At 74.1% G+C, this 14422-nt stretch carries 18 protein-coding genes; 10 read left to right on the top strand and 8 right to left on the bottom strand.

All coding sequences use genetic code 11. The features are described 5' to 3' along the window. Positions 1-5 precede the first annotated feature (5 nt). Positions 6-665: a trimeric intracellular cation channel family protein gene (locus BLT67_RS00805; protein ID WP_092664867.1), complete on the top strand. Its 660-nt coding sequence runs from the start codon at positions 6-8 to the stop codon at positions 663-665. Between the two features lies 1 nt (position 666). On the opposite strand, the gene BLT67_RS00800 is transcribed toward BLT67_RS00805, so the two are convergent. Genes BLT67_RS00800 through BLT67_RS00790 form a run of 3 tightly spaced genes read right to left on the bottom strand, consistent with a single transcriptional unit; the run spans position 667 to position 1975 of the window. Then, positions 667-1464, bottom strand: a complete 798-nt coding sequence (locus tag BLT67_RS00800) for an SURF1 family cytochrome oxidase biogenesis protein (RefSeq protein WP_092664864.1) — start codon at positions 1462-1464, stop codon at positions 667-669. Next, the gene (locus BLT67_RS00795) at positions 1464-1703 is read right to left on the bottom strand and encodes a hypothetical protein (RefSeq protein WP_331712148.1); all 240 of its coding nucleotides are present in this window, start codon (positions 1701-1703) and stop codon (positions 1464-1466) included. The genes BLT67_RS00800 and BLT67_RS00795 overlap by 1 nt, the downstream gene beginning before the upstream one ends. After that, positions 1700-1975 carry a DUF3099 domain-containing protein gene (locus BLT67_RS00790; RefSeq protein WP_157674086.1) on the bottom strand — a complete coding sequence of 92 codons (276 nt, stop codon included), beginning with the start codon at positions 1973-1975 and terminating at the stop codon, positions 1700-1702. The genes BLT67_RS00795 and BLT67_RS00790 overlap by 4 nt, the downstream gene beginning before the upstream one ends. An 80-nt stretch (positions 1976-2055) precedes the next feature. Here BLT67_RS00790 and fabG point away from each other — a divergent pair, with 80 nt between their 5' ends. Further along, positions 2056-2763 (top strand): 3-oxoacyl-ACP reductase FabG, encoded by a 708-nt coding sequence (gene fabG, locus BLT67_RS00785; protein ID WP_092664858.1) that lies wholly within the window; start codon positions 2056-2058, stop codon positions 2761-2763. A 22-nt stretch (positions 2764-2785) separates the two neighbouring features. Then, positions 2786-3178, top strand: coding sequence for an SRPBCC family protein (locus tag BLT67_RS00780; protein WP_092664855.1), 393 nt, complete (start codon positions 2786-2788; stop codon positions 3176-3178). 2 nt (positions 3179-3180) lie between these two features. On the opposite strand, the gene serB is transcribed toward BLT67_RS00780, so the two are convergent. Both serB and glgC read right to left on the bottom strand, forming a co-directional pair. Continuing rightward, on the bottom strand, positions 3181-3837 hold the full coding sequence (gene serB / locus BLT67_RS00775; protein ID WP_092664852.1) for a phosphoserine phosphatase SerB: 657 nt from the start codon (positions 3835-3837) through the stop codon (positions 3181-3183). Further along, the gene (gene glgC, locus BLT67_RS00770) at positions 3834-5078 is read right to left on the bottom strand and encodes a glucose-1-phosphate adenylyltransferase (RefSeq protein WP_092664848.1); all 1245 of its coding nucleotides are present in this window, start codon (positions 5076-5078) and stop codon (positions 3834-3836) included. Before glgC ends, serB begins: the two co-directional genes overlap by 4 nt. A gap of 76 nt (positions 5079-5154) precedes the next feature. On the opposite strand from glgC, the gene glgA reads away from it, so the two are divergent. The 3 genes from glgA (at position 5155) to BLT67_RS00755 (ending at position 7530) form a co-directional block, all read left to right on the top strand. Beyond that, complete coding sequence (gene glgA, locus BLT67_RS00765) at positions 5155-6351, top strand: glycogen synthase (RefSeq protein WP_092664845.1); 1197 nt, start codon at positions 5155-5157, stop codon at positions 6349-6351. 54 nt (positions 6352-6405) lie between these two features. After that, positions 6406-7191 carry an ABC transporter ATP-binding protein gene (locus BLT67_RS00760; protein WP_092664842.1) on the top strand — a complete coding sequence of 262 codons (786 nt, stop codon included), beginning with the start codon at positions 6406-6408 and terminating at the stop codon, positions 7189-7191. 90 nt (positions 7192-7281) lie between these two features. After that, the gene (locus tag BLT67_RS00755) at positions 7282-7530 is read left to right on the top strand and encodes a type B 50S ribosomal protein L31 (protein WP_092664839.1); all 249 of its coding nucleotides are present in this window, start codon (positions 7282-7284) and stop codon (positions 7528-7530) included. Positions 7531-7718: 188 nt separating this feature from the next. Here the strand turns inward: BLT67_RS00755 and BLT67_RS00750 are convergent, their stop codons facing one another. Further along, positions 7719-8450, bottom strand: coding sequence for an exonuclease domain-containing protein (locus BLT67_RS00750; protein ID WP_092664834.1), 732 nt, complete (start codon positions 8448-8450; stop codon positions 7719-7721). 48 nt (positions 8451-8498) lie between these two features. Here BLT67_RS00750 and BLT67_RS00745 point away from each other — a divergent pair, with 48 nt between their 5' ends. Both BLT67_RS00745 and BLT67_RS00740 read left to right on the top strand, forming a co-directional pair. Beyond that, the gene (locus BLT67_RS00745; protein WP_231945528.1) at positions 8499-9392 is read left to right on the top strand and encodes an alpha/beta fold hydrolase; all 894 of its coding nucleotides are present in this window, start codon (positions 8499-8501) and stop codon (positions 9390-9392) included. A gap of 1 nt (position 9393) precedes the next feature. Continuing rightward, on the top strand, positions 9394-10470 hold the full coding sequence (locus BLT67_RS00740) for a glycosyltransferase family 4 protein (RefSeq protein WP_092664831.1): 1077 nt from the start codon (positions 9394-9396) through the stop codon (positions 10468-10470). A 115-nt stretch (positions 10471-10585) separates the two neighbouring features. Here the strand turns inward: BLT67_RS00740 and BLT67_RS00735 are convergent, their stop codons facing one another. Continuing rightward, positions 10586-11398, bottom strand: coding sequence for a Sir2 family NAD-dependent protein deacetylase (locus BLT67_RS00735; RefSeq protein WP_092664828.1), 813 nt, complete (start codon positions 11396-11398; stop codon positions 10586-10588). Positions 11399-11469: 71 nt separating this feature from the next. On the opposite strand from BLT67_RS00735, the gene BLT67_RS00730 reads away from it, so the two are divergent. Together BLT67_RS00730 and BLT67_RS00725 are read left to right on the top strand one after the other, a co-directional pair. Beyond that, positions 11470-12288 (top strand): TrmH family RNA methyltransferase, encoded by an 819-nt coding sequence (locus BLT67_RS00730; RefSeq protein ID WP_092664825.1) that lies wholly within the window; start codon positions 11470-11472, stop codon positions 12286-12288. Continuing rightward, positions 12285-13556: a D-alanyl-D-alanine carboxypeptidase family protein gene (locus tag BLT67_RS00725; RefSeq protein WP_157674084.1), complete on the top strand. Its 1272-nt coding sequence runs from the start codon at positions 12285-12287 to the stop codon at positions 13554-13556. Before BLT67_RS00730 ends, BLT67_RS00725 begins: the two co-directional genes overlap by 4 nt. Here the strand turns inward: BLT67_RS00725 and BLT67_RS00720 are convergent. Then, on the bottom strand, positions 13553-14395 hold the full coding sequence (locus BLT67_RS00720; protein ID WP_092664819.1) for an SGNH/GDSL hydrolase family protein: 843 nt from the start codon (positions 14393-14395) through the stop codon (positions 13553-13555). The two genes, BLT67_RS00725 and BLT67_RS00720, sit on opposite strands and share 4 nt — an antisense overlap. Positions 14396-14422: the final 27 nt, after the last annotated feature.

Genomic DNA, 14422 nt, shown 5'->3' with positions numbered 1-14422 from the left:
CGGCCATGGATGCGCTGACCGGCCCGGTGCTGGTGGTCTGGCTGTCGTTCCACGCCGTCGGCGTGCTCGCCTTCGCGATCTCGGGCGCGCTGCTCGCGGTCGAGAAGCGGATGGACCTCGTCGGCATCGCCGGGCTCGCCGTCGTCACGGCGACCGGCGGCGGCATGGCGCGCGACGTGCTGATCGGCGCCACCCCGGTGGCGGCCCTCACCGACTGGTGGATGCTCGCGGTGGCGCTCGGCGGCGCGGCGGTCGTGTTCCTGCTGCACCGCTGGATGCGCCGGCTCGACAAGGCGGTGCTCGTGTTCGACGCGATCGGGCTCGGCGTCTTCGTCGTCGCCGGCGCGTCGAAGGCGATGCAGCTGGGCGTCGGCCCGGTCGGTGCCGCGTTCGCCGGCATGCTCACCGGCATCGGCGGCGGCGTGCTGCGCGACGCCCTCGCCAACGACATCCCCGCCGTGTTCCGGCGCGACTCGCGCCTCTACCTGCTGCCGGCGCTGCTCGGGTCGAGCGCCGCCGCCGCGGCGATCGCGCTCGGCGCGGGCCACTGGCTGCTCATCATGGGGATCGCCGCGCTCGTGACGACGCTGCGCATCGCGAGCGAGCTGCTCGGATGGCGGCTGCCGTCCGTGCGCACCGAGGCGATCCCGACGGTCGGCGGCTGACTCAGCCGCGATCGAGGATGTCGTCCTCGACGTCGGCGTCGGTGCGGCGCGCGCGCACGGGGCGCTCCGTCGGCCGCTCGCCGCGCAGCTCATCGCGCATGCCCCACGCGAGCGCCGCGAAGCCGCCGAGCGCGAAGACGAACCACTGCAGCGTGTACGACAGGTGCGGCCCCTCGTCGAGCACGGGGCGCGTCGCGACCGCGACATCGTCGGGCACGCCGCCGCCCTCGCTCGCGAGCAGCCCGTAGGCGCCCGTGTACGTCGGCTCGCCGAGGTCGGCGGCGATCGCGTCGAGGTCGACGGATGCGATCTGCCCCTCCGGCGCTCCGCGGCCGGGGATCGCTCCCTCGTCGGGGCGCAGGCGCGCGACGACGACCGTCTGCCCCGCGGGGGTCTCCGGCTCGGTCACCGGCCGCTCGGCCCCCGACGCCTGGTCGATCCAGCCGCGGTCGACGAGGAAGACGGCGCCGTCGGTCGTGCGGAACGGCGCGATGACGTCGAAGCCGACCTGCCCGCCCTGCCAGCGGCCGCGCAGCAGCAGCTGCTCGTCGAGCAGGTACTCGCCCTCGAGGCGCACGGGCGTCCACTGCTGGTCGGCGTCGTACGCGTCGAGCGCGGGCAGCGCATCCGCCACCGCGACCGGCTCGCGGTCGTAGTTGCTCGCGAGCCGATCGATCGCGGCGAGCGCCTCCTCCCGCCGGTTCCACTGCCACACGCCGAGCGCGCAGCAGACGATCGCGAACACGACGGCCGCGGCGAGGTAGCCGAGCCAGCGAGGCTCGCGCAGGAGGCGCAGCATCAGGCGATCCGCTCCACGGTCTCGCCGAAGGCCGTCGCCGTCACCGGGAAGCCGCGCGAGCGCAGCCACGCCGCGAGCGTCTCGCGGTGCTCGTCGCACGCCGCCCACGTCTTGACCCGGTCGGCCGAGTGGATGCGGGGGTTGCGCCAGTGCAACGCGTGGGCGGCCGTCGCGCCGCAGCCGGACGCCGAGCAGCGGGCCTCGCCCGAGCCGCCGTCGAGCATCGAGAGCAGGCTCACTCGGCGTCCCCCTTGCCCGGCGGCAGCGCGTTCGGCGGCGTGAGGCCCTGCGTGACGTGCCGGGTCGAGACGTTCGCGATCACGACCGCGAAGTAGGGGATGAAGACGGCGAAGAACGCCGGCACGAGCTTCCACCACCCCGGCACGACGAAGAAGATGCCGAAGCACGCGACGCGCACGAGCATGAGGTAGAAGTACATGCGGAAGCGCCTCTGACGATCCTCGTCAGGGGACATCGGGAGGTCGGTGATCGACCCGGAGCGCTCTCGCATGGCTCCACCGAGTCTACGCCCGCGCGCCCGGCGCCCACCCTGTGCGAACCGCATGGATCGGGCGACGTAGGCTTCTCGGCATGACCTCTCGCACCGTCCTCGTCACCGGCGGCAACCGCGGCATCGGCCGCGCCATCGCCCAGGCCTTCCTCGACGCCGGCCACCGCGTCGCGATCACCTCGCGCGACGGCTCCGGGCCCGAGGGCCCCCTCGCCGTCGCCGCCGACGTGACCGACAGCGCCTCGGTCGACGCCGCGTTCACGCGCATCGAGGCCGAGCTCGGCCCGGTGGAGGTCGTCGTCGCGAACGCCGGCATCACGCGGGACACGCTGCTCATGCGCATGAGCGAGCAGGACTTCGTCGACGTCGTCGACACGAACCTCACGGGCGCCTTCCGCGTCGTGCAGCGCGCGTCGAAGGGCATGCTGCGCGCGAAGTGGGGGAGGGTCGTGCTCATCTCGAGCGTCGTCGGCCTCTACGGCGGCCCGGGCCAGGTCAACTACGCCGCGTCGAAGGCGGGCCTCGTGGGCATCGCCCGCTCGATCACGCGCGAGCTCGGCGCGCGCGGCATCACCGCGAACGTCGTCGCACCCGGCTTCATCGAGACCGACATGACGGCCGAGCTCGACGACGCGACGCAGGCGGAGTACAAGAAGGCGATCCCGGCCGGCCGCTACGCGACTCCCGAGGAGGTCGCCGCCGTCGTGCGCTGGATCGCCGGCGACGAGGCCGCGTACATCTCGGGCGCCGTCATCCCCGTCGACGGCGGCCTCGGCATGGGGCACTGACGCGCGAGCCGAGGAGGGGGCGATGGAGAGCCGGCACGTGAGCGTCGTCATCCGGCGCGCGCCGCGCGAGGTCGCGGCCTTCGCCGGCGATCCCTCGCACCTGCCCGCGTGGGCCGCGGGGCTCGCGCAGGGCGAGCTGCGCACCGAGGCCGACGCGCTCGTCGTCGACTCGCCGATGGGCCGCGTGCGGGTGCGCTTCGCGCCGCCCAACGACCTCGGCGTGCTCGACCACGACGTGACGCTGCCCGACGGCACGGTCGTGCACAACCCCATGCGCGTCGTCGCGCATCCGCTCGGCGCCGAGGTCGTCTTCACGCTGCGGCGCCTCGAGGGCGTCGGGGCGGATGCGTTCGAGGCCGACGCGCAGGCGGTCGCGGCCGACCTCGAGCGGCTGCGGGCGCTGCTCGAGGGCTGAGGTCAGCGGGTCGGGACGCCCGGCAGCAGCGCGAGGAGCTCGCGGAAGTCGGGCACGTCGACCACGTGGCTCGCGCGCTCCCGCACCGCCGGCTTCGCGCAGAAGGCCACCGAGACGCCCGCGGCGCCCATCATGAGCAGGTCGTTCGCGCCGTCGCCGACCGCCATCACGGCCTCGCGCGCCACGCCGAGGTTCGCGCGCAGCGACTCGAGCGTGTCGCGCTTCGCCGCGCCGTCGATGATCGGGCCGGTCGAGCGGCCCGTGAGCCGACCGCCTGCGACCTCGAGCCGGTTGGCGCGCGCGTGGTCGATGCCGAGTTCTGCCGCGAGCGGATCGAGCACCTCGTGGAAGCCGCCGGAGACCGCGGCGATCCGACCGCCGCGCGCGTGCACCTCGGCGATGAGCTCTGGGACGCCGTCGGTCACCGTCACCTGCGCCCGAGCGTCGTCGACGACGGAGGCGGGGAGGCCCTCGAGGATGAGCAGGCGCTCGGCGAGGGACGCCGCGAAGTCGAGCTCGCCCTGCATCGCGCGCTCGGTGACCGCGGCGACGTGCCGCTCGGCGTCCGGGCCGACGGCGCGCGCGAGCAGCTCGATGACCTCATCGCGGATGAGCGTGGAGTCGACGTCGGTGACGACGAGCAGCGAGGCGCGCGTCACTGGTCGATCTTCGCGCCCTTGGGCACCGTGACGATGCCCGAGGCCGAGACGGCGAAGCCCCGCGCGCGGTCGTGGTCGTGGTCGACGCCGACCTGCACGCCGGGACCGATCTCGACCGACTTGTCGATGATCGCGCGGCGCACGACGGCGCCCGCGCCCACGTGCACCCCGTCGAACAGGATCGCGTCGGAGACGGTCGCGCCCGCGTCGACCGTGCACCAGGGCGCGACGACGCTGCGCACGATCGAGGCGCCCTGCACGACCGAGCCCGAGCCCACGATCGCCTCGTTGACGTCGGCGGCGCGGCCCCACGCGTCACGCGTGAACTTCGCCGGCGGGGCGTTGACGATCTGCGTGTAGATCGGCCACTCGCGGTTGTAGAGGTTGAAGATCGGCAGCGCCGAGATGAGGTCCATGTGCGCGTCGAAGAACGACTCGATCGTGCCGACGTCGCGCCAGTAGTACTTGTCGCGCTCGGTCGCGCCCGGCACGGTGTTGTGCTTGAGGTCGTACATGCCGGCCTCGCCGCGCTGCACGAACCAGGGGATGAGGTCGCCGCCCATGTCGTGGTCGGAGTCCTCGATCGCGTTGTCGGCCGTCACGGCCTCGACGAGCGCATCCGCGTCGAAGACGTAGTTGCCCATCGAGGCGAGCACCTCGCCGGGCGCGACGACGAGGTCGGATGCGTCGGCGGGCTTCTCGTGGAACGCGCGGATGAAGCCGCTGCGCTCGGCGTCCTCCTCGATGACGCCGAACTGGTTGGCCAGCTCGAGCGGCTGGCGGATGCCCGCGACGGTCGCGCGCGCGCCCGAGGCGATGTGCGCGTCGATCATGTCGCGGAAGTCCATGCGGTAGACGTGGTCGGCGCCGACCACGACGACGATGTCGGGGCGCTCGTCGGCGATGAGGTTGAGCGACTGGAAGATCGCGTCGGCGCTGCCGGCGAACCAGTGCTTGCCCGTGCGCTGCTGCGCGGGCACCGACGTCACGTAGGAGTTGAGCATGTTCGACATGCGCCACACCTGCGAGATGTGCCGGTCGAGCGAGTGCGACTTGTACTGCGTGAGCACGACGATCTGCCGCAGGCCCGAGTTGATGAGGTTCGAGATGGCGAAGTCGATGAGGCGATAGGCGCCGCCGAACGGCACGGCCGGCTTCGCCCGGTCGGCGGTGAGCGGCATCAGCCGCTTGCCCTCGCCGCCGGCGAGCACGATCCCGAAGACCTTCTTGTCCATGCCCATCACCCTATGCGCCGCCCGCTGGACGCGACCAGGGACGCGCACAGACTCCCGTGCCCTCCTGGCGTACGGTGAAGCCATGCGCGTCGACCTGCTGACCAAGGAGTACCCGCCGGCCGTCTACGGCGGCGCCGGAGTGCACGTGACCGAGCTCGTGCGGGCGCTGCGGCGCTCGATCGAGGTGCAGGTGCGCTGCTTCGGCGCGCCTCGCGACGAGGCCGACGTCACGGCCTACGACGTGCCGGCCGAGCTCGCGGAGGCGAACGCCGCGCTGCAGACGCTCGCGGTCGACCTGCAGATCGCCGATGCCGTCGCCGGCACCGACCTCGTGCACTCCCACACCTGGTACGCGAACGAGGCCGGCCGCCTCGCGCAGCAGCTCCACGGTGTGCCGCACGTCGTGAGCGCGCACTCGCTCGAGCCGCTGCGCCCCTGGAAGGCCGAGCAGCTCGGCGGCGGCTACCGCATCTCGAGCGACGTCGAGCGGCGCGCCTACGAGGCCGCCGATCGCGTCATCGCGGTCTCCGACGGCATGCGCGCCGACATCCTGCGCAGCTACCCCGCGCTCGACCCCGAGCGGGTCGTCACGGTCTACAACGGCATCGACCTCGAGGCGTGGGCGCCGAACCCCGACGCCGACCGCGCGCGCGCCCTCGGGCTCGACCCCGACCATCCGTCGGTCGTCTTCGTCGGCCGCATCACGCGCCAGAAGGGCCTGCCGCACCTGCTGCGCGCCGCGCGCGAGCTGCCCGAGGGGGTGCAGCTCATCCTGTGCGCCGGCGCCCCCGACACGGCCGAGATCATGGGCGAGGTGCGCGGCCTCGTGGAGGAGCTGCAGTCGACGCGCGAGGGCGTCGTGTGGATCGACGACGTGCTGCCGCGCGACGACCTGCGCGCGCTCCTCACGCACGCGACGACCTTCGTCTGCCCGAGCGTGTACGAGCCGCTCGGCATCGTGAACCTCGAGGCCATGGCGTGCGGCGCGCCCGTCGTCGGCAGCGCGACCGGCGGCATCCCCGAGGTGGTCGACGACGGCGTCACGGGCTTCCTCGTGCCGATCGACCAGGTGCAGGACGGCACGGGCACGCCGACCGACCCCGCCCGCTACGAGGCCGACCTCGCCGACGCGCTCACGCGCATGCTCGCCGATCCCGAGGCGGCCCGCCGCATGGGCGCCGCGGGCCGGGAGCGCGCGCGCGAGCGCTTCGACTGGGGCCGCATCGCCGAGCAGACGCGCGGCATCTACGAGGCGGTGCTCGCCGAGCGCTCGGCATGAGGCGCCCCGCGCGGCGGCGCGGGAGGGCCTCGCGCGCTCGATAGGCTCGCACCCATGGCCAGCGTCCTCGAGCTCTCCGACGTGTCGTTCGTGCGGAACGGCAACCGCATCCTCGACTCCATCACCTGGACCGTCGGCGAGGCCGACCGCTGGGTGATCCTGGGGCCGAACGGCGCGGGCAAGTCGACCATCCTGCAGCTCGCCGCCGCCACGACCCACCCGTCGTCCGGCACCGTCGACGTGCTGGGGGAGCGGGTGGGGAAGGTCGACGTCTTCGACCTGCGCACGCGCATCGGCCTCGCCGCCACGGGCCTCGCCCGCCGCATCCCGGCGTGGGAGCGCGTCGGCGACGTCGTGCTCACCGCGGCCTACGCCGTCACGGGCCGCTGGCGCGAGCGGTACGAGTCGGAGGACCTCGAGCGCGCCGCCGAGGTCATGGACGCGTGGGACCTCACCGAGCTCTCCACCCGCACCTTCGGCACGCTCTCCGACGGCGAGCGCAAGCGCGTCCAGATCGCGCGCGCGGTGATGACCGACCCCGAGCTCATGCTGCTCGACGAGCCCGCCGGCAGCCTCGACCTCGGCGCGCGCGAGTCGCTCCTCGAGTCGCTCGAGGAGTACGCGTCGAGCTCCCTCGCCCCCGCGATCGTCATGGTGACGCACCACGTCGAGGAGATCCCGCCGGGCTTCACCCACGCGCTGCTGCTCTCGGCCGGACGCGTGACCGCGGCAGGCCCGCTCGCCGAGGTGCTCACCGACGACAACCTCACGACCGCGTTCGGCGTGCCCCTGCAGGTGCGCCACGAGGACGGCCGCTGGCGGGCCCAGGCTCGCCGCTGAGCGCGCCGACCTGATACACTCGTCCGTCGGCCCCCGATGCATCTGCACCGCAGCCGAAGACTTTCCGCGCCCGAGCGACCAAGGACTGCCATGAAGACCGAGATCCACCCCGACTACAAGCCGATCGTGTTCCGCGACCTCGCCTCGGGCGAGACGTTCCTGACGCGCTCGACCGTGACGAGCGACAAGACGATCGAGCTCGACGGCGAGACCTACCCCGTCATCGACGTCGAGATCTCGTCGGCCTCGCACCCGTTCTACACGGGCAAGCAGCGCATCATGGACTCGGCCGGCCGCGTCGAGAAGTTCAAGAACCGCTACAAGGGCTTCGGCGGCTGATCCTCAGCCACCACGAGAGGGCGACGGGCTTCGGCTCGTCGCCCTCTGTCGTGTGCGGTCCGGGTTCGCTCGTGCGGGCTCGCGCGCACGCGCACGCACGGGTGCGACGGGTCTCGTGACGCGTGCGGCTGCGCCGCGCGCTCCTCGACCTTGACGTCTCCGGGCTCACGATGGTGAGCCCTCCGCCGTCAACGCCTCAGCGGCCAGCCGCGGCCCGCGCTGAACGACGGGTCGGTGCGGCGCCGGAACTGCTCGAAGTCGGCCGCCTGCTCGTCGGCCCAGCGCATCGTGAGCTCGTGCAGCGAGATCGGGTCGATGCGCAGCTCGGGGTGCCGCGCCGTCATGGCCTGGGCGATCCGGCCCGCGGCGATCGCGTCGGCGCTCGCGTCGTGCGCGTCGACGAGCTCGACCCCGTAGACCTCGGCAGCGACCGTCAGCGTGCGCTTGCCGCGGCGGTAGCGGTCGAGCCGGCGGTCGAGCACCATCGGGTCGATGACCGGGCGCGCATCGAGCGGCTCGTGGCCGTGGCGGCGGCACTCGGCGTCGAGCAGCGAGATGTCGTAGGCGGCGTTGAACGCGCACACCGCGAGGCCCTGCGCGAGGTAGCCGGCGAGCAGGTCGCGGATCTCGCACACCGAGGCCGACGCCTCGGCGCCCTCGGCCCGCGCGCGCTCGGTCGTGATGCCGTGCACGGCGATCGAGCCCTCCGGGATCTCGACGCCGGGGTCGACGATCCAGTGGCGCTCCTCGACGACCGAGCCCGACGCATCCAGCACGCCGACGTAGGCGGTGACGATGCGCGCCTCGAGCGGGTCGACGCCCGTCGTCTCGAGGTCGAACACCACGAGCCGGTCGATCCAGCGGTCGGGCGCGGAGGCGCTCACCTCGAGGATCGGGCGGCGCAGCTGCGTGTCGGTCATGGCCCCACGGTAACCGCGGCCTCCCACAGCCGCCGGTAGGCTCGGCGGGTGCCTGAGGAACCCGCCCCGATCGCGTCGCCCTACCGCGCGCTGCTCGAGGCGCTCCCGCAGCGCCGCCGGGAGGTCGACGTCGCCGGCACGCGCACCGCGCTCGTCGAGTACGGCGCGCCGGATGCGCCGCCGATCGTCTTCGTGCACGGCTTCCGCGGCGACCACCACGGGCTCGAGCCCGTCGCCGCCCACCTGCCCGGCATGCGCATCCTCATCCCCGACCTCCCCGGCTTCGGCGCCTCGGATGCGCTGCCGCGCGCGACGATCGAGGCGTACGCCGCGTGGCTGCGGGCGCTCGTCGCCGCGGAGGCGCCCGGCGCGCCGGTGCTCGGCCACTCGTTCGGCTCGATCGTCGTCGCGCACGCGGCCGCGAGCGGGCTCGACGCGAGCCGGATCGTGCTCGTCAACCCCATCGCGACGCCAGCGCTTTCCGGCGTCAACCGCGTCGGGTCGCTGCTCGCGCTCGCCTACTACCGCGCCGCCGCGGCGCTCCCGGAGCGCGCGGGGCTCGCGCTGCTCGGTGCACCGCCGATCGTGCGCGGCATGAGCGCCTTCATGGCGAAGACGCGCGACCGAGCGCTGCTGCGCTGGATCCACGACCAGCACGACCGCTACTTCTCGCGCTACGCGTCCCGCGCGTCCGTGCTCGAGGCCTTCGACGCCTCGATCCGCCACACCGTCGGCGAGGTCGCCGAGCGCGTCGCGCAGCCCGTGCAGCTCATCGCCGCCGACCGCGACGACATCACGCCGCTCGCGCAGCAGCACCGCTTGCGCACGCGCTTCCCCGACGCGCGGCTCTCGGTGCTCACCGGCGTCGGCCACCTCGTGCACTACGAGCGCCCGCGGGAGGCCGCGGCGATCATCCGCCGGTTCCTGGCGGAGGCGGGCTGACGTGCGGGTGCTGTTCGACTGCCGCTACGTGCGGCACGAGCGCCACGACGGGATCTCGCGCTTCTCGGCCGAGCTCGTCGCCGAGCTCGCGCGCGACCACGACGTCACGATGCTCGTGAGCGACCGGCGCCAGCTCGCGATGCTGCCGCCGCTGCCGCACGTGCTCGGACCGTCGCCGACCGGCCCGCTCGAGCCGCTCACCGCGTGGCGCCTGCGCCGCGTGGCCGCCGACGTCGCGTTCTCGCCCATGCAGACGATCGGCTCGATCGGCCGCGCCTGGCCGCTCGTGACGACCGTGCACGACCTCATCTACTACCGCCACCCCGAGCCGCCGCGGAACCTGCCGGCACCCGTGCGGCTGCTGTGGCGGCTGTACCACCGCGCGTTCTGGCCGCAGCGGCTGCTGCTGAACGGGGTCGACGGCGTCGCGACGGTCTCCGAGACCACGCGCGGGCTCATCACCGAGCACCGGCTGACGCGACGGCCCGTCGCGGTCGTGCCCAACGCCGTCACGCGCCTCGGGGAGCCCGTCGCGCACGCGGCCCCGCCTACGCGCCGGCTCGTCTACATGGGCTCGTTCATGCCCTACAAGGACGTCGAGACGCTCGTGCGGGCGACCGCCCTGCTGCCGGGCCACGAGCTGCACCTGTGCAGCCGGGTCGACCCCGCGACGCGAGAGTGGCTCGCACGGGTCGCGCCGGGCGCATCCGTCGTCTTCCACGACGGCGTCTCGGACGCCGAGTACGCCGACCTGCTGCGCAGCGCGACCGCGCTCGTCCACGCCTCGCACGACGAGGGCTTCGGCATCCCGCTGCTCGAGGCGATGAGCCTCGGCGTGCCCGTCGTCGTGAGCGACATCCCGATCTTCCGCGAGGTGGGGGGCGACGCCGCCGTGACGTTCCCCGTGGGCGATGCGGATGCGCTCGCGCGCGCCGTGCGATCGCTCGAGGGGGAGTGGGCGGCCCGGTCGCGCGCCTCGAGGCAGCAGGCCGCGCGCTTCAGCTGGCGCGCGTCGGCCGAGCGGCTGGGGGCGTTCCTCGAGGAGGTCGTCGCGAGGGCGGGGCGCAGGGTCTCGTGACGCGTGCGCCTGCGGCGCGCTGCAGAGTTGCGGCGTGTGGGGCCGCACGAACGGTGAGAGGCCCGACACGCCGCAACCCTTCGCCGCGCTTGCGGCGCGCTCCTCGACCGGCGGGCTAGAAGGGCGCGACGAGGGCGTCGGCGATCGCCGTGAGCGTCTCGCTCGTGCCGTCCTCCACGCGCACGGCGGCCCGCGCATCCCACTTCGTCTCGCCCCGGTTGACGATCACGATCGGCACGTCGGCGCGCCGCGCGACCTCGAGCAGCCGCGTGCCCGAGTTCACGACGAGCGACGAGCCGGCCACGAGCACCGCGTCGCCAGCGGCGATCACGTCGCGCGCGGCGGCGAAGACCGCGGTCGGCACGAGCTCGCCGAAGAACACGACGTCGGGCTTGAGCATGCCGCCGCACACCGGGCAGACGGGCGCGCGGAAGTCCTGCGAGGCGTCGATCTCGACGTCGCCGTCGGGCTGCAGGCGCACCTGCTCCGGCACCCGGATCCACGGGTTGTCGGCCTCGATCTGCTCGGCGATGCGCTCGCGGTCGAACGTGCGGCCGCACTGCAGGCACGAGACGGTGTGCATGCGGCCGTGCACGTGCACCACCTCGCGCGAGCCCGCGCGCTCGTGCAGGTCGTCGACGTTCTGCGTCGCGATGCCGGTGATGAGGCCCGCCTCCTCCATGCGCGCGAGGGCGCGATGGCCGTCGTTCGGATGCACGCCGGTGAAGCGCCGCCAGCCGAGGTGGCTGCCCGCCCAGTAGCGGCGCCGCGCGGCCTCGCTGCTGCGGAACGCCGCGAAGTCCATCGGGGTGCGGCGCGGGGCGCCCTCGCCGCGGTAGTCGGGGATGCCCGAATCGGTCGAGATGCCCGCGCCCGTGAGCACGGCGACCCGGCGGCCGCGGAGCAGGTCGATCGCAGTGTCGAGCACGCGCCCACCCTACTCGCGCCGCTACCCTGGAGCACGGTGCGCCGACGGGGCGGCGCCCGAGGGGAGCACGCATGCCGGTCATCGGGATCGACGCGCTCGACGACCCCCGGCTCACCGACTACGTCGCGCTCACCGACGTCGCGCTCCGGCGTCGCACCGAGCCCGAGCGCGGCCTCTACATCGCCGAGTCGCAGACGGTGCTCGAGCGCGCGCTGCGCGCCGGCCACCGACCGCGCTCGGTGCTCGTGGCGCCCCGCTGGCTCCCGCACGTCGAGGCGGTGCTCGCCGAGGCGGCGCCGGGCCTCGACGTGCCCGTCTTCGTGGGCGAGGAGCCCGTGCTCGAGGCGCTCACCGGCTTCCACCTGCACCGCGGCGCGCTCGCCGCGATGCAGCGGCCCGAGCTGCCGGATGCGGCGGCGCTGCTCGCGCGCGCCCGCCGCGTCGTCGTGCTCGACGGCCTCGTCGACCACACGAACGTCGGCGCCGCGTTCCGCTCGGTCGCGGGCATCGGGGCGGATGCGGTGCTCGTGACGCAGACGTGCGCCGACCCGCTCTACCGGCGCAGCGTGCGGGTGTCGATGGGCACCGTGCTGCAGGTGCCGTGGACCCGCATCGATTCGCTCGAGGCCGCCGCGCCCGTCTTCCGCGAGGCCGGCTTCGAGACCGTCGCGATGGCGCTCCGCGACGACGCCGTCGACCTCGACGACTACGCGACGGATGCGCCCGAGCGCGTCGCGCTCGTGTTCGGCTCCGAGGGTCCAGGGCTCTCGGCCCGCGCGCTCGCCGCGGCCGACCGCGTCGTGCGCATCCCCATGCACCACGGGGTCGACTCGCTCAACGTCGCCGCGTCGGCCGCCGTGGCGATGTGGGCGCTGCGGAGCCGCGCGTGAGCGCCGCTGTCACCGCGGTGACGCAGCGGCGCAGCCGGCCGCATCCGCTCGTCGTCCTGCTGCGCGCGCTCGTCGTGCTCGCACTCGTCGCCGCGCTGCTGCTCGGCCTCGCCGTCGCCTTCGCGCCCGCGCCGTCCGTCGCCCCGCGCGCCGTCGCGGCGCCCCAGCCCGAGGCCGCGCCGGTCGCCGTCGCGTGGCCGGAGGGCGCGCGATCGGCGGGCTACGCCGTCGCCGGCTTCGAGGGCGCCATCGAGTCGTGGGGGAGCGAGGAGGCGCATCCGATGGCGAGCGTCACGAAGCTCGCCACCGTGCTCATCGTGCTCGAGGCGCATCCGATCGAGGGCGACAGCCGCGGTGCCGAGATCGCGCTCGACGCCGACGACGTGCGCGCCCAGGGCCGCGCGATCGCCGACAACGCGCCGATCGCGCCGGTCTACGACGGCATGGTCGTGACGCAGCGCGACCTCATCGAGTGGTCGCTCGTCGACTCGGCCGGCAACGCCGTGTGGTCGCTCGCCAACTGGGCGTTCGGCTCGATCGACGGCTTCCTCGCCGCCGCCGACGCGTGGGCCGACCGGCACGACCTCGCGCACACCTCGCTCGCCGATCCCGCCGGGCTCTCGGCGCAGAGCGTCTCGAGCGCCGCCGACCTCACGCGCATCGGCCTCATGGCGGTCGACGACCCCGTGGTGCTCGCGACCCTGCAGCTCGAGTCGGTCACGATCCCCGGCATCGGCTACGCGCCGAACACCAACCGCATCCTCGGCGAGGGCGACGTCGACGGCGGCAAGACGGGCACCCTCAAGGTGTGGGGCCGGAACCTCCTCGTCACCGCCGAGCGGCTCGTCGACGGCGAGCGCCGGCGCGTCGTCGCCGTCGTGATGGGCACCATCACCGCCGAGGAGATCGACGCGCAGATGCTCGCGCTCGTCGAGAGCCTCTGGACGGGCTTCGCGCGGCGCGAGGTGCTGCCCGAGGGCACGGTCGTCGCGGAGTACGTCGCGCCGTGGGGCGCGCGCGTCGAGGCGAGGACGCAGACGGCGCTCGAGGCCGACGCGTTCGGCGAGGTCGTGCCCAGCGCGACCGTCGCGGTCGACGAGGCGATCGAGCCCGGCCGGCCGCGCGGCGAGGTGGGCAGCGCATCCGTCACCGAGCTCTCGGGGGAGACCCGAACCACGAGCGTGCGGACGACCGGGATGCTCGCCGAGCCCGACCTCGCGTGGCGGGCGGCGCATCCGCTCGACGCGCTCGCCTGGTACCTCGACTAGGCGCCCTCCGGCGGCTCCGGCGGCAGCTCGTGCGGCGGCGCGGGCGGCAGCTCGTGCGGCAGCACGGGGCCGGGCGTGGGCCGCTTCGGCAGGATCGCATCGCCCGACGAGCGGCCGCGCAGCCGCCGCAGCACCCACGGCGCGAGGTGCTCGCGCGCCCAGTGGAGGTCCTCGAGGCGCGTCTGCTGCCACGACCGCGCGGGCAGCGGCTCGGGCTCCATGTGCGTGAGCGCGTGCGCGACGCCGAGCGCGTCGAGCACGAGCATCGCGATCTCGTGGTGGCCGTAGGCCGAGAAGTGCAGCCGATCCGGCGCCCACATCTGCGGCTGCTGCAGGTGGCGCGCCGACCACATGTCGGCCATGACCGCGCCGTGCTTCGCCGCGACGCCCCACAGGTTGGCGTTGTAGATGCCGACCTTGCCGCGGATGGAGCGGAGCACGGGCGTCATCGCGATGTCCGGGCCGTTGAACAGCACGACCTCGGCACCCGTCGCGCGCAGCCGCCCGACGACGTCGTCGAGCCGCGCCGCGAGCGCATCGGGGTCGCCGCCCGGGCGGATGAGGTCGTTGCCGCCCGCCGAGATCGTCACGAGGTCGGGCTGCAGGGCGATCGCGGGCTCGAGCTGCTCGTCGACGATCTGGCCGAGGAGCCGGCCACGGATCGCGAGGTTGGCGTACTCGAAGCCGGGGTTCGTGCGGGCGAGCTCCTCGGCGACGCGGTCGGCCCAGCCGCGCACGCCGTTCGGGAGGTCCGGCTCCTCGTCGCCGACCCCCTCGGTGAAGCTGTCGCCGAGGGCGACGTAGCGCGTGTAGGGGTGCTCCATGCCGGGGTGCTGCATGCCTCCCATCCTGCCCGCTCCCGCCAA

Source organism: Agrococcus carbonis (assembly GCF_900104705.1).
In the GTDB taxonomy this organism is placed as follows: Bacteria; Actinomycetota; Actinomycetes; order Actinomycetales; family Microbacteriaceae; genus Agrococcus; species Agrococcus carbonis.
The sequence above is the reverse complement of the archived record's forward strand: the minus strand, read 5'-3'. Positions and strand labels throughout refer to the sequence as shown.

What these genes read in the sequence shown, in the direction of transcription:
- BLT67_RS00805 (WP_092664867.1), top strand. Translation starts at nt 6, where the DNA reads ATGGATGCGCTGACCGGCCCGGTGCTGGTGGTCTGGCTGTCGTTCCAC.
- BLT67_RS00800 (WP_092664864.1), bottom strand. Translation starts at nt 1,464, where the DNA reads ATGCTGCGCCTCCTGCGCGAGCCTCGCTGGCTCGGCTACCTCGCCGCG.
- BLT67_RS00790 (WP_157674086.1), bottom strand. Translation starts at nt 1,975, where the DNA reads ATGCGAGAGCGCTCCGGGTCGATCACCGACCTCCCGATGTCCCCTGAC.
- fabG (WP_092664858.1), top strand. Translation starts at nt 2,056, where the DNA reads ATGACCTCTCGCACCGTCCTCGTCACCGGCGGCAACCGCGGCATCGGC.
- BLT67_RS00780 (WP_092664855.1), top strand. Translation starts at nt 2,786, where the DNA reads ATGGAGAGCCGGCACGTGAGCGTCGTCATCCGGCGCGCGCCGCGCGAG.
- glgC (WP_092664848.1), bottom strand. Translation starts at nt 5,078, where the DNA reads ATGGGCATGGACAAGAAGGTCTTCGGGATCGTGCTCGCCGGCGGCGAG.
- glgA (WP_092664845.1), top strand. Translation starts at nt 5,155, where the DNA reads ATGCGCGTCGACCTGCTGACCAAGGAGTACCCGCCGGCCGTCTACGGC.
- BLT67_RS00760 (WP_092664842.1), top strand. Translation starts at nt 6,406, where the DNA reads ATGGCCAGCGTCCTCGAGCTCTCCGACGTGTCGTTCGTGCGGAACGGC.
- BLT67_RS00755 (WP_092664839.1), top strand. Translation starts at nt 7,282, where the DNA reads ATGAAGACCGAGATCCACCCCGACTACAAGCCGATCGTGTTCCGCGAC.
- BLT67_RS00750 (WP_092664834.1), bottom strand. Translation starts at nt 8,450, where the DNA reads ATGACCGACACGCAGCTGCGCCGCCCGATCCTCGAGGTGAGCGCCTCC.
- BLT67_RS00730 (WP_092664825.1), top strand. Translation starts at nt 11,470, where the DNA reads ATGCCGGTCATCGGGATCGACGCGCTCGACGACCCCCGGCTCACCGAC.
- BLT67_RS00720 (WP_092664819.1), bottom strand. Translation starts at nt 14,395, where the DNA reads ATGCAGCACCCCGGCATGGAGCACCCCTACACGCGCTACGTCGCCCTC.